This window comes from Haloarcula quadrata (genome assembly GCF_003634715.1).
GTDB lineage: Archaea > Halobacteriota > Halobacteria > Halobacteriales > Haloarculaceae > Haloarcula > Haloarcula marismortui.
Genome location: NZ_RBWW01000004.1, coordinates 1 through 17025, shown reverse-complemented (window position 1 = coordinate 17025; position 17025 = coordinate 1). Strand labels below are relative to the sequence as shown.

General features: G+C 53.0%; 22 protein-coding genes and 1 pseudogene. 13 read left to right on the top strand and 10 right to left on the bottom strand.

Annotation, left to right across the window (positions count from 1 at the left end; translation table 11 throughout):
• Positions 1 to 1548: 1548 nt before the first annotated feature.
• From BDK61_RS22315 to BDK61_RS22305, 3 genes are all read right to left on the bottom strand, one after another.
• The gene (locus tag BDK61_RS22315) at positions 1549 to 1863 is read right to left on the bottom strand and encodes a helix-turn-helix transcriptional regulator (RefSeq protein WP_121304825.1); all 315 of its coding nucleotides are present in this window, start codon (positions 1861 to 1863) and stop codon (positions 1549 to 1551) included.
• Positions 1860 to 2540, bottom strand: a complete 681-nt coding sequence (locus BDK61_RS22310; RefSeq protein ID WP_121304823.1) for a transcriptional regulator — start codon at positions 2538 to 2540, stop codon at positions 1860 to 1862. Before BDK61_RS22310 ends, BDK61_RS22315 begins: the two co-directional genes overlap by 4 nt.
• Positions 2541 to 3020: 480 nt before the next feature.
• A complete protein-coding gene (locus BDK61_RS22305; RefSeq protein WP_161618955.1) occupies positions 3021 to 3227 on the bottom strand; it encodes a winged helix-turn-helix transcriptional regulator in 207 nt (68 codons plus the stop codon).
• A 181-nt stretch (positions 3228 to 3408) separates the two neighbouring features.
• On the opposite strand from BDK61_RS22305, the gene BDK61_RS22300 reads away from it, so the two are divergent.
• Together BDK61_RS22300 and BDK61_RS22295 are read left to right on the top strand one after the other, a co-directional pair.
• On the top strand, positions 3409 to 3705 hold the full coding sequence (locus tag BDK61_RS22300; protein ID WP_121304819.1) for a hypothetical protein: 297 nt from the start codon (positions 3409 to 3411) through the stop codon (positions 3703 to 3705).
• Positions 3702 to 3953, top strand: coding sequence for a hypothetical protein (locus BDK61_RS22295; protein ID WP_121304817.1), 252 nt, complete (start codon positions 3702 to 3704; stop codon positions 3951 to 3953). The genes BDK61_RS22300 and BDK61_RS22295 overlap by 4 nt, the downstream gene beginning before the upstream one ends.
• Positions 3954 to 4251: 298 nt before the next feature.
• On the opposite strand, the gene BDK61_RS22290 is transcribed toward BDK61_RS22295, so the two are convergent.
• Positions 4252 to 5388, bottom strand: coding sequence for a DUF4238 domain-containing protein (locus BDK61_RS22290; protein WP_121304815.1), 1137 nt, complete (start codon positions 5386 to 5388; stop codon positions 4252 to 4254).
• A 176-nt stretch (positions 5389 to 5564) separates the two neighbouring features.
• Here BDK61_RS22290 and BDK61_RS22285 point away from each other — a divergent pair, with 176 nt between their 5' ends.
• Positions 5565 to 5747: a hypothetical protein gene (locus BDK61_RS22285; protein ID WP_121304814.1), complete on the top strand. Its 183-nt coding sequence runs from the start codon at positions 5565 to 5567 to the stop codon at positions 5745 to 5747.
• Between the two features lie 234 nt (positions 5748 to 5981).
• Here BDK61_RS22285 and BDK61_RS24435 read toward each other — a convergent pair whose 3' ends face one another.
• Positions 5982 to 6245, bottom strand: coding sequence for a potassium channel family protein (locus tag BDK61_RS24435; protein ID WP_121304812.1), 264 nt, complete (start codon positions 6243 to 6245; stop codon positions 5982 to 5984).
• A gap of 64 nt (positions 6246 to 6309) precedes the next feature.
• On the opposite strand from BDK61_RS24435, the pseudogene BDK61_RS22275 reads away from it, so the two are divergent.
• Positions 6310 to 6456 (top strand): annotated as a pseudogene (locus BDK61_RS22275) (IS5/IS1182 family transposase); the annotation flags it as partial.
• A gap of 376 nt (positions 6457 to 6832) precedes the next feature.
• Here BDK61_RS22275 and BDK61_RS22270 read toward each other — a convergent pair.
• The 3 genes from BDK61_RS22270 to BDK61_RS23155 are packed head-to-tail and all read right to left on the bottom strand — an operon-like array spanning position 6833 to position 8459.
• The gene (locus tag BDK61_RS22270; protein ID WP_148709179.1) at positions 6833 to 7624 is read right to left on the bottom strand and encodes a hypothetical protein; all 792 of its coding nucleotides are present in this window, start codon (positions 7622 to 7624) and stop codon (positions 6833 to 6835) included.
• A complete protein-coding gene (locus BDK61_RS22265; protein WP_121304808.1) occupies positions 7624 to 7890 on the bottom strand; it encodes a hypothetical protein in 267 nt (88 codons plus the stop codon). Before BDK61_RS22265 ends, BDK61_RS22270 begins: the two co-directional genes overlap by 1 nt.
• Positions 7887 to 8459 carry a hypothetical protein gene (locus BDK61_RS23155; RefSeq protein ID WP_148709178.1) on the bottom strand — a complete coding sequence of 191 codons (573 nt, stop codon included), beginning with the start codon at positions 8457 to 8459 and terminating at the stop codon, positions 7887 to 7889. The genes BDK61_RS22265 and BDK61_RS23155 overlap by 4 nt, the downstream gene beginning before the upstream one ends.
• A gap of 292 nt (positions 8460 to 8751) precedes the next feature.
• On the opposite strand from BDK61_RS23155, the gene BDK61_RS22255 reads away from it, so the two are divergent.
• The 4 genes from BDK61_RS22255 (at position 8752) to BDK61_RS22240 (ending at position 11979) form a co-directional block, all read left to right on the top strand.
• Positions 8752 to 9453: a halocyanin domain-containing protein gene (locus BDK61_RS22255; protein WP_167467425.1), complete on the top strand. Its 702-nt coding sequence runs from the start codon at positions 8752 to 8754 to the stop codon at positions 9451 to 9453.
• A 343-nt stretch (positions 9454 to 9796) separates the two neighbouring features.
• Positions 9797 to 9970, top strand: coding sequence for a hypothetical protein (locus BDK61_RS24070; protein ID WP_244210013.1), 174 nt, complete (start codon positions 9797 to 9799; stop codon positions 9968 to 9970).
• A gap of 19 nt (positions 9971 to 9989) precedes the next feature.
• A complete protein-coding gene (locus BDK61_RS22245) occupies positions 9990 to 10499 on the top strand; it encodes a radical SAM domain-containing protein (protein WP_121304886.1) in 510 nt (169 codons plus the stop codon).
• A 292-nt stretch (positions 10500 to 10791) separates the two neighbouring features.
• Positions 10792 to 11979, top strand: coding sequence for a LolA family protein (locus BDK61_RS22240; RefSeq protein WP_244210011.1), 1188 nt, complete (start codon positions 10792 to 10794; stop codon positions 11977 to 11979).
• 900 nt (positions 11980 to 12879) lie between these two features.
• Here BDK61_RS22240 and BDK61_RS22235 read toward each other — a convergent pair.
• Positions 12880 to 13134, bottom strand: coding sequence for a hypothetical protein (locus BDK61_RS22235; protein WP_229380466.1), 255 nt, complete (start codon positions 13132 to 13134; stop codon positions 12880 to 12882).
• Positions 13135 to 13261: 127 nt separating this feature from the next.
• Here BDK61_RS22235 and BDK61_RS22230 point away from each other — a divergent pair, with 127 nt between their 5' ends.
• Positions 13262 to 13567, top strand: a complete 306-nt coding sequence (locus BDK61_RS22230) for a hypothetical protein (RefSeq protein WP_007189720.1) — start codon at positions 13262 to 13264, stop codon at positions 13565 to 13567.
• 296 nt (positions 13568 to 13863) lie between these two features.
• On the opposite strand, the gene BDK61_RS24065 is transcribed toward BDK61_RS22230, so the two are convergent.
• On the bottom strand, positions 13864 to 14166 hold the full coding sequence (locus BDK61_RS24065; protein WP_241432647.1) for a hypothetical protein: 303 nt from the start codon (positions 14164 to 14166) through the stop codon (positions 13864 to 13866).
• 84 nt (positions 14167 to 14250) lie between these two features.
• Between BDK61_RS24065 and BDK61_RS24060 the strand changes: the two genes are divergently transcribed.
• The 4 genes from BDK61_RS24060 to BDK61_RS22210 all read left to right on the top strand — a co-directional run.
• The gene (locus BDK61_RS24060) at positions 14251 to 14583 is read left to right on the top strand and encodes a hypothetical protein (protein ID WP_241432648.1); all 333 of its coding nucleotides are present in this window, start codon (positions 14251 to 14253) and stop codon (positions 14581 to 14583) included.
• Between the two features lie 248 nt (positions 14584 to 14831).
• The gene (locus BDK61_RS22220) at positions 14832 to 15200 is read left to right on the top strand and encodes a response regulator transcription factor (protein WP_007189723.1); all 369 of its coding nucleotides are present in this window, start codon (positions 14832 to 14834) and stop codon (positions 15198 to 15200) included.
• A gap of 170 nt (positions 15201 to 15370) precedes the next feature.
• Positions 15371 to 16285 carry a HEAT repeat domain-containing protein gene (locus BDK61_RS22215; protein WP_148709177.1) on the top strand — a complete coding sequence of 305 codons (915 nt, stop codon included), beginning with the start codon at positions 15371 to 15373 and terminating at the stop codon, positions 16283 to 16285.
• Positions 16282 to 17025, top strand: a 744-nt coding sequence (locus BDK61_RS22210; RefSeq protein ID WP_148709176.1) for a glycosyltransferase family 2 protein, incomplete at its 3' end; no start/stop codon positions are given. The genes BDK61_RS22215 and BDK61_RS22210, both read left to right, overlap by 4 nt.

Genomic DNA, 17025 nt, shown 5'->3' with positions numbered 1-17025 from the left:
GCCACCAGGCTCGAATGTACTGAGTTCTATCACGTTGCTGGCGTGCGATTGTGCGACTATCGGAAGCGTTTTGACTGGGACTCGTCGCATGTCCTGATGGGCTCTGGGTCCCACGCAGTATTCCCAAACGACTCAATCGGTCACCCAAGTAGTCCGGGTCCAGAGCCCGTCGCCGATATCGGCGATCCTGGATGGGTTGCGACACGCCATTTGCCCATGGCTGTCGCCCATTCTGATGTCGGCAGAGATGCCAGCAGCTTCGAACACGCCCGCCAGCGGCGTCTGCGATTTCATAAAAATTATCAACTACAGCACTGCTATCGGACGACAGGTTCTGCCCCGCGCTCCATGTTTCCCCAATAGCCGCTTGACGAAGCGAATGTGTTGGGTGCAGGACCTGTCGCCGGGAACGGCGATGTTGGGTGGTGCGAGGCACGCCGGGGTCTCCCGGCTGCCCACCATTCTGTGGTGCACAGTTCGAGACCCCTGTCGCCGTCAGGCGATGCTGGTCGGTGTGCTTATTCTGAGAACAATATTGTAGCAAACCGACAGACACCGCGGGGATATCGCAGCCGTTTTTACCAGCACCCGTGCCAGCGGCAGGTGGGTCTTGGCCCCTGTCCACTCGCGTTGGATGTGTCCATCCCCCTGATTGTAGCAGAGTCGGAGCTCGTTGCGGATCTCGGATGGTGGCTTCCACCCCACTTCCCACACCCCCAGGATACCCACCATTCCGTTGCTGTAGACAGGAAGGCCGTCGCACCTGCTGGTGGCTATCTGCGTGACGGTCACGGTCCAGCGCCGCGTTGGAACCTGACTGCCCGAAGAGTCGGGCGGCCAGAAGTGTGTCGCTGTGTCGCAGGGCTGAAATAGAATTATTACTGGGCAGTTCATACGAGAAAAACGGGTTCTGATTGCCGCCACAGACTGGGCCACATCGCGGCATCACTCTGGCCGGGCCGTGTGCGGGGCAAAGAACCCGCTTGTGCCTCTGACATTTGGGTGGCACAGCAGGTGCCCAGTGCCACCCGGCCTCCGTTTTCCGACAGCCAAATAAAAACTGCGTGGTATGTTTCCTGGCTTGTCTGCCCGGAACGAACGTCACTGCCGTCCCTCCCCAGCAACGGGTCGGGGGTAGATCACACGGCCGTGTCTCCGATATTACCACCCATTCTATCGGTTGGTTCAGTCCCAGAGATCGCTTCTCTGGACGCTGCTGGATGTGTTCTGCTCCAAAAGTAAAGCGTAAATTACATTTATCATTGCCACTTACATAAGAAGTGCCAGCACAAAGTTGTCCACTTTGTCCTGGATACTTGTCAGAGGCACGAGAGCTGGTCCGTCGTCGCGGGCGGCGGCGGACTACCTTCCAACTCGGACTTTGAGGGAGTCCCTGCGAGTAACTGTTTTGTGTGAGATGTCCGTATATTCCAGTAGGGTACCAGTCGGTCATCACCTGCCCAGTGATTGTGTGCCTCTGACAACACCGACCGACTGGGTCCCCGTCTTTGCCCGCTGAGCGACGGCGTTGCGTGAGTTGTTGGGGCATTACTGCGCACCTCCAGTGACGGGTCGAGGCAGTTCACACAGGCCGGCGAGTGTTTCGGCCTGGCGGTAGAGCGTGTCTTGGCCGGCGTCAGTCAGCGTATACACGTTGGTGCGGGCGTCGAGGTCGTCGCGGTTGACGAGGCCACTGTCGACGAGCCGGTCGAGATTCTGGTAGAGGCGGCTGTGGTTGATCGGCTCGGCGTAGCGCTCGTCGAGGTAGTCCTTGAGCGCGAGGCCATACGGATCGTCCTCGACGGCGGCGATAGCCTCCAGGAGGTCGCGCTGGAAGCCCGTCAGGTCGTGGTAGGTCGTCATCGGGCACCTCCCGGCTCGCCGGCGTCGGTGTCGACCCGCCGCAGTGTGGCTGGTTCGGGCTGGTAGCACTCGCCCTGCACCAAAAGGTCCAGCAGGGCCGTCAGCGCCCGGTCGGCTCCATACTCTTGGGCGAGCGTGTCCAGTACGTCCCCAGCGGGTGCCCCCTCGCCGTCTTCAGTGGTGGCGATTACATCGAGCGCGTGGCTGCGGATTGCGGGCTCGGCGTGGGTCTCGACAACGAAGCCGTCCGTGTTCCGGGGATACGTACTCACGGCGGCCAGCCGTTCGAGTTCCTCATCAGCGAGGGCGGGTTCGGCGGCCTGTAAGGCGGTGTCGAGTTGGGTGGCCGCCGCCGTGTGTGAGGGGATGGTGGTGCCGCCGTCGGTGGCGACCAGATCGTGGCCGGTGACGATAGCCAGCGAGCGGGCGGCCTGGGTGATCGCGTCGTGGCCGCGGTCGGTCAGGGCGTAGGTTCCGTCAGTGGTGGTGACAAGGTCGTTGGCTTCGAGCTCGGCGAGGGCGTCCGTGACGTGGGCGTCGTCGAGGGTGGCTTCGCGTCGGGTTTCGACGGCGATCTGGAGGGCGTCGGCGGTGGCCTCGCGGTCGTAGTGGTCGTGGTCGGCAATCGCTTTCAGGAGATCCCGCTGGAGGGCGGTGCAGGTGTGCCAGGCGGTCATGCTCTCCCTCCGGCGAGGGGCGTGGTTGGCGAGCGATGCGACTCTTCGTGGGTGGGCTGGTCTGCTGTCATGGGTTCGATGGGACGCCGGTGGTGTTGGTGGCGTCGCCTATCTCAGACTGTTACACTGACCGCACTTAGTGTTTCCGTACAGCAAACTTTTCCATACGAGTTACAATCACATCGCACATTACTATTTATGTCGACGTAGAAGATGAGATAGAATGGCTAAGCGAGGGTCAGACCGCAAAGTCAGCGATGATCGGATTTTGCTCGAATTTTTGCTATCAGCTGATCCAGCCTTATTCACCAGTGAAGTGTCTGATCCGCTGCCGCTGTCACGACAGCGTGTCAACGACCTTCTGAACGAACTGGAAAATGAAGGGCTAGTAACCTCCAAAACCGCGTCTGGAAGACGATTATGGTGGATCACTCCAAAAGGCCACCAGCGTGTCGTTGAAGCGGCCCGTGACAAACTTACTTAGCGGTCTAAATCCTGAGTTCTGGATACCCACCACCCGTTGGCACTGCCGAATGATTTCTTCTTGAGGATACCCTCACTCTCTAATGATTTGAGTAGTTCATTGATCCGGGTACTCGTAAGTGGTAGCTGTTCGGCAAGCTCTGTACTTTTCACTGCCGGGTCGGGATGACGTTTAATTGCCTGAATTAGCTCTTCGTCACTCACAGATCGATCTTTTCCACGGGTACTCATTATCTTCTACTTTCTCTATAGTTTGCTGTATGGAAAACACTTATGCCGGTGGCGTAATATAAGCTAAGTACAGGAACACACGCGCCGCTGGTCGATTTTGTACGAAATCGCCCCGGTGTTGGAGCACCGAAGCGCGTGGTTCCATCCAGAACCAATGGCAACTACGCAATCCAATCCACAAGAACGTACCGCACGCGAACTACTCACGCAAGGCCGTCCGCTTTTCCTTGGCGTCGACGGCGAGGGTGCTGCCCACTACTGGGACAGCTACGAGTTCGCCGTGGCTGTCGTGAAGACTGACGGTGAGGCAGAGAAGGTTGTGCTGGCCGAGACGCCTTTCGAGACGCTTTCCGACTGGTGCGAATACACGCGTGGTGAGCGTGGCTGGGACGTTGGGCCGCACGTCGGCGGGTCGCTTGTTGGTGATCTCGTGCGAGGTGTTGAGGCATGAGCTGCACTGTGGAAGAACGCAAGCGGGTCCGACGGGCTGCGAGAGCGATTCAAGAGGAAGTGCCGACTGAGTCCGTGGATGTGCTTGCGCCGAGCGCCAGTCAGTACGGCGAATGGACGCTCGACGCCGTGCTTCTCGACTGTGAGGGTGTGCCGCCCGAGGTGTTGCGGGAGTTAGCGTTGGCCGGGTTGACACTGCAGCCGACGCCGTCACAGGCTGAGTATCAACACGTGGCGGCGACGGTGTAACGAAAAGTTCTAACTAACAACAATTGAGCAACACCTGTGATTGTTGATTAGCCGAGAACCGATTGGTTTCTGACTCACTTATTTCCACATGTACTGAAATAATTTCCCAGTACGTCTGCGTATTGTTTGATTGTCTCTCGAGATATTGGATTCGTAGACCGCTCTTGATAAGTTCTGTGCTGGTCTTTGATTATACCTACTCCTGAACCGGTTGGAAGAGGCGAAGGATTGGAATGGACACGGTTGAGATCGTTGAAACATACGAGTTCTCCGATCTTCGCAAAACTCTCTAAGCCAGTTAGCTGGTCGATCCGAGGTGTTCCCTGAAGACCCGAATTGTGTAGATCAGTCCGATATCACGCGATTTGGCCTCACTGAACATTTTACGTACCAAGTTCCGGCCTTCCCAAGGCTCAGAAGTAGGCCGTTCTTTGGTATAGTTGAATGATTCAACGGTGTTGGAGCCGGGTATGTCAGGCGATATTTTTGGTAGTTGGTAGGGTGGGGTTTTTTCAACCTCGACCATTTCCATCTCTTCTGTTGCCATTGGCACCGTGATTTGTTGTCTGCGGCGAACTTCGTCTATCCGGCTGTGCAGGTCTTGAATATAGTCTTTGGTGCTATTGTGGAATAGTACGGTGTTTTCTGCGTTGTGGAACTGTGTCAGGTTGAACTGGTTGACCACGTCAGGGTTTTTGATCAGGGTTTGTTGCTTGTGGTTGGATCTGATATTATAGATCTGAGGGTCGTAAAGCAGAAGAAGTTGGTCTGGGCTTATTGGGCAGTAGATTTGAACCCCTCTGTTACTCAGTCCTGCTACTGTTCCGTAATAGGGTTTATAGCGGGGATTGTCGAAGACTATTGGGACATCGGAGGTGACGAACTCTTGCTCAGTGAGGTTGCATAACATTACAGCTTCGAGGTCTTTGATTACGTGGTATCCGAAGATTCCAAGTCCGATGACGTAGTGATGGGTTCCGAGTAGAGAGGCGTCAACCATTGTATCCTCTCTTTCTTCCGGTGTTAGTTCAGGATCCCAGGTGATCAGGTTCTCGTACCGGTCATGCTTGAGGTCGTCTCTTATTGCGTCTCGCAGAAAGTCTTCGCCGGCACGGATATCTTTCTTTGTGGCCTTGGTGCGAGAGCGCTGTGTAGTGATGAAGGACAGCAGTAGTTTGATTTGCCGCGGGGAGAGATCTGAGAGGTTGTTGTTTCGGAGTTCTCTGACAGAGCTTGCATGGTCTCCGTCCACGTGCTGGAGTTCGTCTTCAACTATTGGGGGGTTGCCGTAAAAATAACTGCGGGAGCAGATGGAGGATGTGTTGTCGGGGAATGATTCGCCTTTCGATAGTGGGAATACGTTTATTCTCTCATTGTCGGCCCAAGCTCGGAGGTAGTGTTTGGGGACATAGTGCTGGTTCTTCCGCTCAGGCATCTTTCTCCTTTGGTACAGATGTCTCACGATGTGAAATTTCTTGCTACAGTATATCCTCTGTATGACACGATGACGGCGCAGGCGTGAGTCGCCGTATGTGCAGCTGAGTGCTGTGGCTGGTCCGAGGTTCGACTGGGCGAGTCGCTGGTCGACCAAGCCGCTCGGGTGGTGGACTAATGAGCGGAATGTCTATCGCCGACGCGAAGGGCCTCGTGTACGAGCCTGTTCGTGGTCCCAAGCGGAAAATCGAATTTGAGCCGCAGAGTAATGGCGGGTTCGAGCGCGTCGAGGCCGTCTGGAACGGGTGTCAGTGGCGGGTCACTGGACGGGAGGTTGTGACGACGATGCGGCGGATTTGAGCAACGATCTGATTTCCTCACTGGTGGGGCGCAGAAACGGCTGGTCAGTACGTGTGCGAATGGATTGCTGGAATTCCTATCAGTTTCAAATGATGTACTGAATGCCATGCAGGCTGTAGGGCGCGTATCTCTCACTAAGGAAACTGGAATGAGTAGAATCATAATCAAACGATACAAGGCTCAGAGTCAGTCGTCACAAGCAAAATTCGGGAGCCACCCAGCGAGACTGGGATATTATCGGGCTGCGCGGCGGCCGAGGACGAACACGAAAATGGCTATCAAGATGGCACCAAGCGCTGCTTGACTCGTTACGAGTACCCGTGCTAACTGTACCGTTGGGTCAGGTTTGAAATCACCGAGACCGAGCGTTGTGAATGTGAGTGTACTGAAGTACAACGCATCAACAAAGCTGTTCACAGGTGCCCCATTCTGGGTAACAATGAGATCGTATCGGTCATACGCTGTGGCGTAGCCGAACACGAACAAGAATGCCCACATTAAGATACGGGTAAGGAGCCTGTCATAGAAAGCGTCACGTGCGAAGCGGCAGGGTTTGGAGACTGTGTCCACCAGCTCCAAAGCCCTGCAGAATGTAGATTCGGTCAACGAGTTCTTGAATGTAGCGGCTACGGAGACAGTTCCGCTGTTTGAGCATCTTGATTTTGATTTTCTGCTGGAGTACGACGTGTTCGCCCCCGCTCTAGGCGGGGCGCCGCCACGTACCTCCAGTGTAGGTTGAACACATCCAGATCCAGACACTTTCTCGTGGTTAATTCGGCGATTCAATTGCACCGATTACGTCGGTTGGGAAGTACCGACGTTCAATCTGGTTTGAGGAGGGAACTTGGTGCACACTTGCGTCCTCCTCAATCCTCTCGAAAAGATGTCTCGATAAGTCGCTGCTGTCTGGTGGTTCGTCACTTAGCTAAAGACGCATGCCCGTAGTGCCTTCTCAATGAGGTTGAGTAGAGCGACGCCCATAATCGCCTTGTCGACCTCATTTTTTCAAACCGTTACGGAGTGAACCAGCCGCCGTCTGCTATTTTCAATGGAGGAGATACTAATACTCTCAAAGGTCCGTGCTACTAGCCCTCTTTTATATAAAATAGCGCCCAGAAGACGACACCAGCAAAAAACCCAAATGCGCGAAGTGGGAGGCGCATCCAATCCGGAAGTGGGTTGTCCAAATATGGGGCTAACGCAGTCGTGACGTTCGAGAACCCGACTGGACTATAGAGGAAGGCCCCACTCGTTGCGACGACCAAACCAAGGGCAGCAGGCCACGAGAGCCGGTGAGAGAAGTATCGGAAATCGAAGGCTATCCCGGCAATCGTCAGTAACAGAACCCCGGTCCAGAACCGTTCGATGGCTTCCAGTGGCTCACCGCTCCCAAGCACGAAGACAGACAGAATACTCAACGTCATATACGTCGAGAGTACGCTAGTCACGGCCACGATGATGAGCCGGTCCTTGATTTTCGCCTTCGCGAACGCATAGCCGCGGGCGAGAAGGCTCTGGTCGCTGCCTTCTCCGCCATCACTGGGTTTGAAGAAATCAATAATTTTCTGGATGATACGAGCTGCGACCGCCCCTTGGATGAGCTGGCCGCTGATGAAGGTGAAAAAAATGAACAGCAGAGTCAGCTCGGCCTGTCTAATGGTAAGGTACGTTGCACCGGCGATGCTGCCGGTAAGACTGCCCGCTAAGAGAGCCCCAGTGCGCTCCGTATACGCCTTCCAATGGCCGATGTGGGCTCCAATATACTGCTCGCCCATGCCAAACAGGAGGAGACAGACGCCGAGCGAGACGGTGACCACCGGGAGCCACGCCGGAACGACCTCCAGAAACGACGCTACTTGAAGTGGTAGGTGTACCATCATGTCTCCTCAATCAAGTAGCGAATCCCCACAATACTCAGCGCGACTGGGGCGGCAAAGCCAATCAGTGTCAGTCCCCAGCGGATCGGTGTGACTGTTGGTGGGTACGCGTATGCAAGTATGAGGAGTCCGAGGATAGCGGTGGCACCCAGATACTGGCGCTGTCGGCCGTAGCCGCGCTGTGTGGCGACGAGTAAGAAAACGAGCAGACTGGACAGGCAGAACAACGCCGGCCACAGGAGGGTAATCGTTGCTGCGATATTCATTCGTCGTCTGGCCACGTCTGGACGATCAACACGACGATAATCGAGATGCCGATCACAACCAGTGCCTCAGCTGAAAAGATCTCGACGAGGATTGTTGTGAAGATGCCACCGATTGTCTGCGGGCCAGTCGACGTCTCGGCTGCGGTGCTGATTGGAGTCGGTGCTGGCGTGGGTGTGTCAGTTGGTGCTGGTGTGTCAGTCGGTTCCGGAGTCGACGTCTGGGTCAATGTCTGGCTGGTTTCATTCGTGTCTGAACCCAGACAGTTGAAAATTATAGAGGATGAGCCATCAAAAATTGTAGCACCATCACTCGTGGAAACTTCAAGACCTCCTGAGTCTGTTATTTCAGTTTCCAATTCGTCAGCCGCATATCCTTGCTCGCCCGCTGTATTTTCCAAGTAGGTAACAGCACTTTCTCTTTCTCCGGGTGCCAAGCCATCGCAATCATCAAACAAAGGGTCATAATAGCCCATATTTGCTGTTGAAGTAGCAGTTGCTAGGATACTGAGAAGAGAAATAATAAGAAACAGTCCAAGTATAACTGATATATTAAGAAGCCTTCTTTTCATGAGTTATTTTAATTCAATCTAATATATCAGACTGTTCCAAATAGCGTACATCACCTGTATAATCGGTTCATATACTTTGCTCTTATTATATCGTAGAATATTAAGCAAACCACGGATAAAACTATTCTGTCTGGCACCAGAGTATGTACTCAACGCCGAAAGTTTTGAGATAAAGAGGAACCTCTTTTTTCCAGTAGATACGCGCCCAGTGGAGATAACAGTATACGTTCACGGTTGAGGCTACACTCAGTAAGTACAAATTATTTATAAACTCATGAAAAAAATATGCCCGATGAAATCGAACAACGTTCAAAGGCGTCGATTATTGCAAGCAACTGTCTCAATCTTTCTTTCTGGGACAATCTTATCTACGGTAACTGAATCCACGACGGCTCAGACGGACTTTGGCGGATGGCTCTCAGATACCAGCAATTATGATGGAACTGTAGTCGAGAGAACTGGCCAAAATGAGGTAATCATAACAGTTGGTGCAGAGGGTAATGGTGGCAGTTTCGCCTTCGACCCACCGGCGGTTGCAGTTAGTTCCGGCACAACGGTCATATGGGAGTGGACCGGTAAGGGCGGTGGTCATACTATTGCTGAGGAAAACGGAAGATTTGAAAGTCAGAGCTCCAGCAACGAAGGTTATATTTTCGAGCATACATTCGAGTCCGGAGGCATAGTCAGATATCTTTGCAAGCCTCATAGCCCTCTTGGCATGAGAGGTGTAATTGATGTTAGAGATGCAGATGGTGAGACATCAAGCCCATCATCAAGGAATACAGAACAAGCCGATTCGCCCACACCAGAACCGACGGACGCATCGCTAACCACTCAAACCGAGACCTCGCCCCCGACACCTAATAGTTCCCAGTCATTCGGTAGCGTTCTCACGGCTCTTCTTGCCGGCATCTTTTCGACAGAAGCTCTGGTCGTAGTCGGTATCTCAATTATCGTCGTGCTCATTGTCCAGACGTGGCCAGAGGACGAATGAACATAGTAGGGAGCGTGTCGTAGAAACCTCCTCATAGTGTGAGCTTCTCACGACCCGGGTCGTCTCCTCGCTCGAAATTTCGGTACTTCCCAAACCAGTCGAGAGAGTGCTGCCTGAGCGCCACAAAACAGTCAGTTTCTGTATGATTAGACGGCCAGTCTCAACCGCTACTGCGGTGTAGATTGGTATGCCGTGTTGAATAGATGCTGAGTCACGGTTAGAGTGGATTGATCTCGAACTCGGCGAATCATTCGTCGGTGAGATTCGGGAACTCACGCCCAACTGCAGCAAGTATGATACGACCGTCATCAAGCTGGCCCGTGGCATCAGCGACGTGGTCGCTATGTGGTCGAACAGCCAGATCGACAACGCGCTCAACGACAACGATCTCGGCGAGGGCGACGTGGTCGGCATCAAGCACACCGAACAGACGAGTACGTTCACTAATGAGGACGGCGAGGAACAGGAGTACGACATCTGGAAGGTCCGGGAACTCCCTGCTGGTGGGCCTGAATGAGGTTATTGTGTCACCACCAATAATTCGCTGGCAGGCGTTAGACGAACTCCAGCAGGCCGGTGTGTCGGTGTTCGTCTCGATGTCGCCCACATACCCCACGATGGGCGAAGACGACTTTCACGAGCTACTCAGCTACTTTAGAGCGCTCGGTGAGGTCGTTGTCTTCCACGAACCAATCAATCCCCGTGGCGCGAATTTCCAGCAGTGTCTCACTGCCGCCAAAGAAGCCGGCTACGACGACGTTGTCACCGAACTCCAGCAGATCCAAGACGGCCATCAGTACTGGGTCGAGTACGCCCTCGAACAACTGAACACGGTCCAGCAAGTCGCAACACGCTTCGACGGGCTCGAAGTCCATTCCTGGCCAGACGATGAGTTGGTCCGCTCGACGAGCGGGCAACTTCGGTCGAAGCTCACGGCCATGCAACAGGCCGTCTCGCCGGAGTCGTTTTCTGGAAAGGCCTCAGGCACGTCGCCAGAGCAGTCAAAGTTGGCTCACGAGACCGATCATCTCGGACATCTCATCTGATGTGCCTGTCAGGCCACTACACTACCGTCTATACAGGTGACGCTATACGCTGATATGTCGATTGAGATTTGCTCTGGAGAACAGATAAGTTGGCGTTGAGTGTGCTGTGTTCGTCATCGAAATCATTACCAGCCAAGTATTAATTTGTTTCCCGGGACATTCGTTGCAATCGTATCAGTCAAAACGCCGATCCACTCAGCCCATTGGAGGGTATTTTATATCCACTCAATTACTATGTCTTTTTTAACATATGGATAGGTCTGCGGGGACCCCATTCAGTGTTCGAGGGCTTGTGCACATACTTGTGATAGTGGCACTAATTACAGTGAGCGGATGCAGCGCAATCGGGGTTTCATCCAGTGAGGATGAGGGGCTTCCGTCGGAGGATGAAGCAGCTGACCGCTACGCGACACTAGATACTGTCAACGCAACGGTAACGACAGTCCGAACCCGGAACGAGAAAACAACAACAATCGTCACTCAAAAGCGGGAACGAGTTCACTCATTTGCGTATTTTGAGCGAGTGATATCGGTTACTAGAGCGGAGGAAACAAGACCACCGCGGGTTGGTGAAGACGGATTTATTATTGCAAACGGATCAACGCTTGTGTCCTATGATCCAGAGTCGAACGAACTCCACCGAATGTCGTTCCAGACCAATGATAGCGCTACAGAGACGACGTATCCAGAACTTCTCGCCGCTGCGAAAAATAACCACCCTGTCTCGCAGCCGACGCCGACACCAGGCATTTCACCCCTGCCAGTAGTGCCACAAAAAGACGAGTCTGGAGAGAACAGTTCGTCCGCGTATCGTGGTGGGAACGTGACAGTCGTATATAATGGCACAGAGACAGTTGACGGGCGGAAAACCTACCGGCTGGAACTGGCTCCGGTCAGCGAACGCATCTCGTTACAGTCACAGACGCTGTGGCTAGATAGTGAGTATTTGTTCCCGATCAAGCGACACACAGAGTTTGTGGCTAACGGCGATGCCTACGAATACACAGTTACATATCAGAATATAACGTTCAATCCGACGTTCGAACCCGGAACCTTCCAACTCGAATCGCAAGAGGTTCCGGACAGCGCACAACAGATTCAATTCAACACGTACGAGTCACGAGCGGCGCTGGCCAACGCTGCTTCACTTCCAGTGCCGAACCCGGACATCCCAGCGGGATTCGAGTTAGCAGTTGCGTCGCACCGCTCAACTGATCCAGAGGTAGCGATGCTTAGGTATGAGTCCACTAGCAATGATACACACTATAGGATCGGCATTCTCAACGGGACACAGAACACAACTACAGGAACGCCCGTGCAAGTGGGTGAGTACGAAGCAAGGCGAACGCAGACAAATAGGACGGTACGCATTAGTTGGTCGGTGAATGGCACCACCTATTACCTGAGCAGGTTCCCTGCCGACACAGCCGACGACAGCACGTTACTACGTATTGCACGCTCAGTTGCTGACACGACGTGATTTGCTATCTGACCGGCTGTGTCATTATGTCCATTCCAGTGGCCATCCACAAAACACGGTCTGGCACTCGAACGGAGCGGCAGGCCATCGGAATTACTGACCTTGCAGCCGACGCCGTCGCAGGCAGAGTATCAGCACGTCGGGGCGACAGTGTAGACCAGCGGAGTGCTAACCAACAATAGCTGACCAATACCCATACCGTTGGTTAGCCGAGAACCGATTGATTTCTGACCAGCGTTTGTTTCTCACCAGAAATACCCGCTCAGTAAGTGTGCGAATTGACCGTCGAGGTTTCTACCAACTCAGGGCGGTGTTCTGATAGCCGTGCAAGATGGAAAGCGCGAGTCTTACATGACCTCGCTCTGGACTGAAGGGAATCCGAATCGGTGGTACAGAAGTGCTACTTCTTGCGTTTCTAAGGTTCTAATCCATATTCTTCTGGATCATACGCACCGAGAACGAGTACAGACAGTATCAGTATCCCATTCACAGCCAGAGAAACCCAGAACATATCTACACTGAGTGGACCAACAGTGGCCGGACTATTGTCTGGATTAGAGAGCACAATGGTCATTATTGTCCCGCATACACCTAAAATTGGGAGTCGGTAATAGTGTATTTTTGTCAATATTCGGAACACTTTCAACAGCCTTTGTGATTTCCAATCGTAATATGTGTTTTTGTATATCCAACCTACACCCCAGATACCCCGGTAATTCAGCAGATTAGGAATAGCATGGCTACCATCGTCGTACTGCGTGCAATCTCTAAATTCAGCAGCTATCTGGTTGACTCATTTTGAGTCTGGTACACCGCTAAGTGCTGAATAGAACGCGCGAGTCGGTCACTTCGAGGCAACCATGATTCGAAGAGTGGAAGGCTCGGCTCAAACAATTCTTGCTACTTCCAGTGAAGGAGATAGAGGAGGTAGAGACTTGCTCCAAGAACGACCACTCCCGCGAGAAGGAGTCCGACTAAGCCGAGAACTGACGAGGTAGAAAATGCAAGCTGGAACAGCTGAAGACCCACGAGAACAGTAAATACAGAGAGGATTGTCCAGAATATCGTTCCAATCAGTGTGCGACTTGTACCAATAAGCTCGTCACGTACGATAGCACGAACGTTCTCTTCATTGAGTTTGTCGGAGGGCTCCATAATGCCGCATAACATAGCTGACGATAATAAAATGACGACCCACTAACTTGGGCTGCTATTCGTCACCCTCGTCTTGCTGAACTCACCCTCTATATCTTGCACGGCGTTTCCGGTAGGCTTCTGAGGAGTGTTCGCCGGGCGTGGTAGGTGTGCGACCTGTACTGATTGTACCGCTCGCGAACTACTCACCCAAGGCCGGCCGCTCTTCGTTGGCGTTGACGGCGAGGGTGCCGCCCACTACTGGGACAGTTATGAATTCGCCGTGGCTGTTGTTTCGGCGGATGGTGAGGCAGAGAAGGTTGTGCTGGCAGAGACGCCCTTCGAGACGCTTCCGGAGTGGTGTGAATACACGCGTGGGAAGCGTGGGTGGGATATCGGCCCGCACGTCGGTGGGTCGCTCGTTGGCGATCTTGTGCGAGGTGTTGAGGCGTGAGCTGCACTATGGAAGAGCGGGAGCGAGTGCGGCGGGCCGTGCGGGCGATTCTTAAGAGGAGGTGCTGACCGAGTCGGTTGATGTGCTTGCGCCGAGCGGCAGTCAGTACGATGCGTGGACGTTGGATGCCGTGCTTCGAGATGCTGATGGGGTTCCGTCAGAGGTCCCGCTTATCTTTGCCATAGATTACAGAAGGCATTACTCAAACAGCCAACGAAGGGGGCATCAAGTACGACAGAGAGTTTCTGCGGAATTACTTCTCTAAGGTCGATTCTGTAGACGACGACCTACGGGAGCTACTGAAGGACGGTTTTACATCCTATCTGAATCGCATCAAAGACTACAAGCTCCTGTTCGATGTCCACTTCGTCGACCGGCGTGGTGGCGAGTCTACCAAGCGGATGATCAAGGACTACAAGACTCGGTTCAACGACTAGGGCCGTGTTTCCAAACAGTTTGCACGGTTCAACGATGCGCTCGAATACGGCTAGGAGAATGTCGATAACGCTGTACTGGTCACCCTGACGACTGACCCGAAGCGACAAGACTCGCTGCTCTACGGAATCGACTCTATCAACGAGAATTTCAATCGGCTCCAATCGTACTTCGATCCCGACCCTTCGACGAAAGAGAATACTCGACGTTCCGCTATACCTGGCTGGCGGCACGATCTCGACAGCGAGGTGACCGGGCGACCGCGTGACCGACCGGACTACATCAAGGCCCTGGAGTTCACCGAGAGGGGCTATCCGCATTTGCACGTACTATTCTTCGACGTACTGACTCGTGATGAAGACGTTATGCCATGGCTCTGTGACAAGCCAGAAGTAGCTGTGAAGTGGGCCGACTACGGTCAAGGTGAGATCGTCGATGTGTACCCGCTGACGTACCTCGACGATCTCGACAGTCTGGATCCGGAGTTCCAGAGTGGCGAGGGCTTCGTCGGTTGGTATCGCCTCGGCGACCACGATCACGGCGAAGACTGGGTACGCGAGCGACCCGGTCGCACGACCTGATAGAGTTCGGCGACGACGGCCACAAGAAAGAATCAATAGCTGGCGCATATCTTGGAGAAGTCGTGACTTTGGAAGACCGTCCATCATGACTGAGGTTAGTTATTCATCATGTTTCCCAACAAGGGCAAAAGTCTAAATCGAATATCAGCCGAGCAGTCCCGATATTTCTGCTATGGTTATTAATAGATAAATTGAGGTATCCGAACAAATATATTGGTAGAACTGTTATCTTTTTCAACTTGCTATAGATGAATTCTATCTTAATTGCCGACGACGACAAAGAGATGCGTGAGCTACTTAGATTTAAATTACAGAGCGGATATGAGGTTACTACTGTGAACGACGGTAAAGAATGTTGGAACTATCTCAAAGCGAACCCAGATAATCTCCCGGATTTAATAATACTTGACATTATGATGCCTGGATTGAGTGGATACCGGGTGCTCGACAGAATGCAAGACAGCGAACGCTTCGATCAGATACAGATCATTATGCTCACATCCCGTGGGAAGGAAGATGATATTGTTCGCGCTCTTGAATCCGGTGCCACTGACTACATGAGTAAGCCCTTCTCGGCCAATGAACTTATCGCACGAATTAAAAGAGTCCTTGGATGAGCAGCGCTTCGGCCGTTTCGTTCGAAATACTGATACTAATTGCATCTATTATAATCATCCTGCTGGCTCTTACTGCGGTGCTTACAATTGCTCAGTCCGTCCGATGTGAGCGACACGATAAGCAAAACAAAAAGGTACGGTCTAGCGTTCAGGAGGCGCTCCTTGAGCGAATGGAGGCTGCAAACCCAGATTGGGAAGAGTGGGTTGAGGAATTAACCACATCCGAACAGCGTGTTGCCACTGAACTGCTTGAAGAATACCTTCAGCGTATTCAGGGGCGTGACCGAGCGGCCCTGCAGAAGCTTGGCTGCACGCTTGGAATTGACGAAGAAGCGCAGCATAAACTACACAATGGAAACCGTTTTGAGCGGTTCTGGGCCTTACGATGGATTTTGCGCCTCGATATCGATATCAAAATAGAGGTGCTCCAGAACACTAGTAAGGACTACCCAGAAACAAGAGCCGCAGCAGCCAGAGTACTCTATGAGCAGGAGCAGCCAGATGCGGCACAGGCTGGGACTGAGTTATTGTTGCAGGGATCAGAGCCGCTGTCTGTTCTCGGTATTGATACGCTCTATCAACTCAATAAACTCTCTCCCGAACCGTTGATTACTTCCGCGAAAGGGTCGTATGATAACTGGACCGAATCGCGACTCATTCAGGTGTTACAGGTAATTGGCGAGGCTGGCCCCTCGAAACCAGATGCAACCCTTGGGTGGATTGGGTTTCTGTTTTTGAGTGAGTCTCCAAACGTTCGAGCAGCAGCAGCGCAATCTCTTTCGGGTTACGGATGGCATGAAGATGTCCGGTCTGCAGTCGATATTGAGCAGATACGAGCAGATGAGTCTCCAAAAGTCAGACGTGCAGTCTATCGAATGCTTGGTACTTGGGATGACAAGGAGTCAACAGATAGACTGATAAGCGCTATTAAAACCGAGGCGAGTCCGCGAGCAGCGATTGACGCTATCGTTGCTCTCGAAGGTCAGGTAGCGCAGGTTCCAGAAAGCGACCTGAGTACCGCCAGTGCAGCAGCCGAAGACTGGGTTCTTAGGTCAAAGTACGGAAATAAAGAGGCCGCACAATGATGTCATTCGGGGATGGGCTCCTGTTAATCGGCTGGGTTGTGCTCGGATATTACATACTAGTAAATGGTGTGTATCTGGTGGTCCACGTTACGGCGCTATACGGACTCCGCGACGATATAAAGAAGCAGACAACAAGAACCCTGTTTCAACAATTTTCATCGCCATTTTTTCCAGGCGTAACAGTCGTTGTTCCCGCCTACAATGAGGAAGCTGTAATCGTTGAAAACGTCCAATCGCTGTTAAATCTCAACTACCCAGAAACCGAAATCATCGTTGTCAATGATGGGTCAGAGGATACGACTCTCTCTCAACTCCGTTCAGCGTTTGACCTCTACCCGATTGATGCTCCGGTTCCGTTTGAGGTTCCAAGTGAGCACATTGAAACTGTGTATCGGTCTAGAGACGCTCCTTCTGTCAAGGTTGTCGATAAAGAAAATGGGGGACGAGCTGATGCGGTGAATGCTGGTATTTGGCTCGCCGAGCAACCGCTTTTCTGTACAGTCGACGCCGATTCAATTATCGATAGAGACGGACTACTGCAGGCAGTCGAACCATTCTTGGAGCAACCGGAGGAGACTGTCGCAACCGGTGGGACGATCCGCGTCGCAAACGGATGCACAATTGAGAATGGTGTTATTGAGTCAGTTGGCCTTCCTCGTAACCGGTTGGCTGGAATCCAGACAATGGAGTACCTACGCGCTTTCTACTCAGGACGACTGGGACTTGATCGATTGAACGCT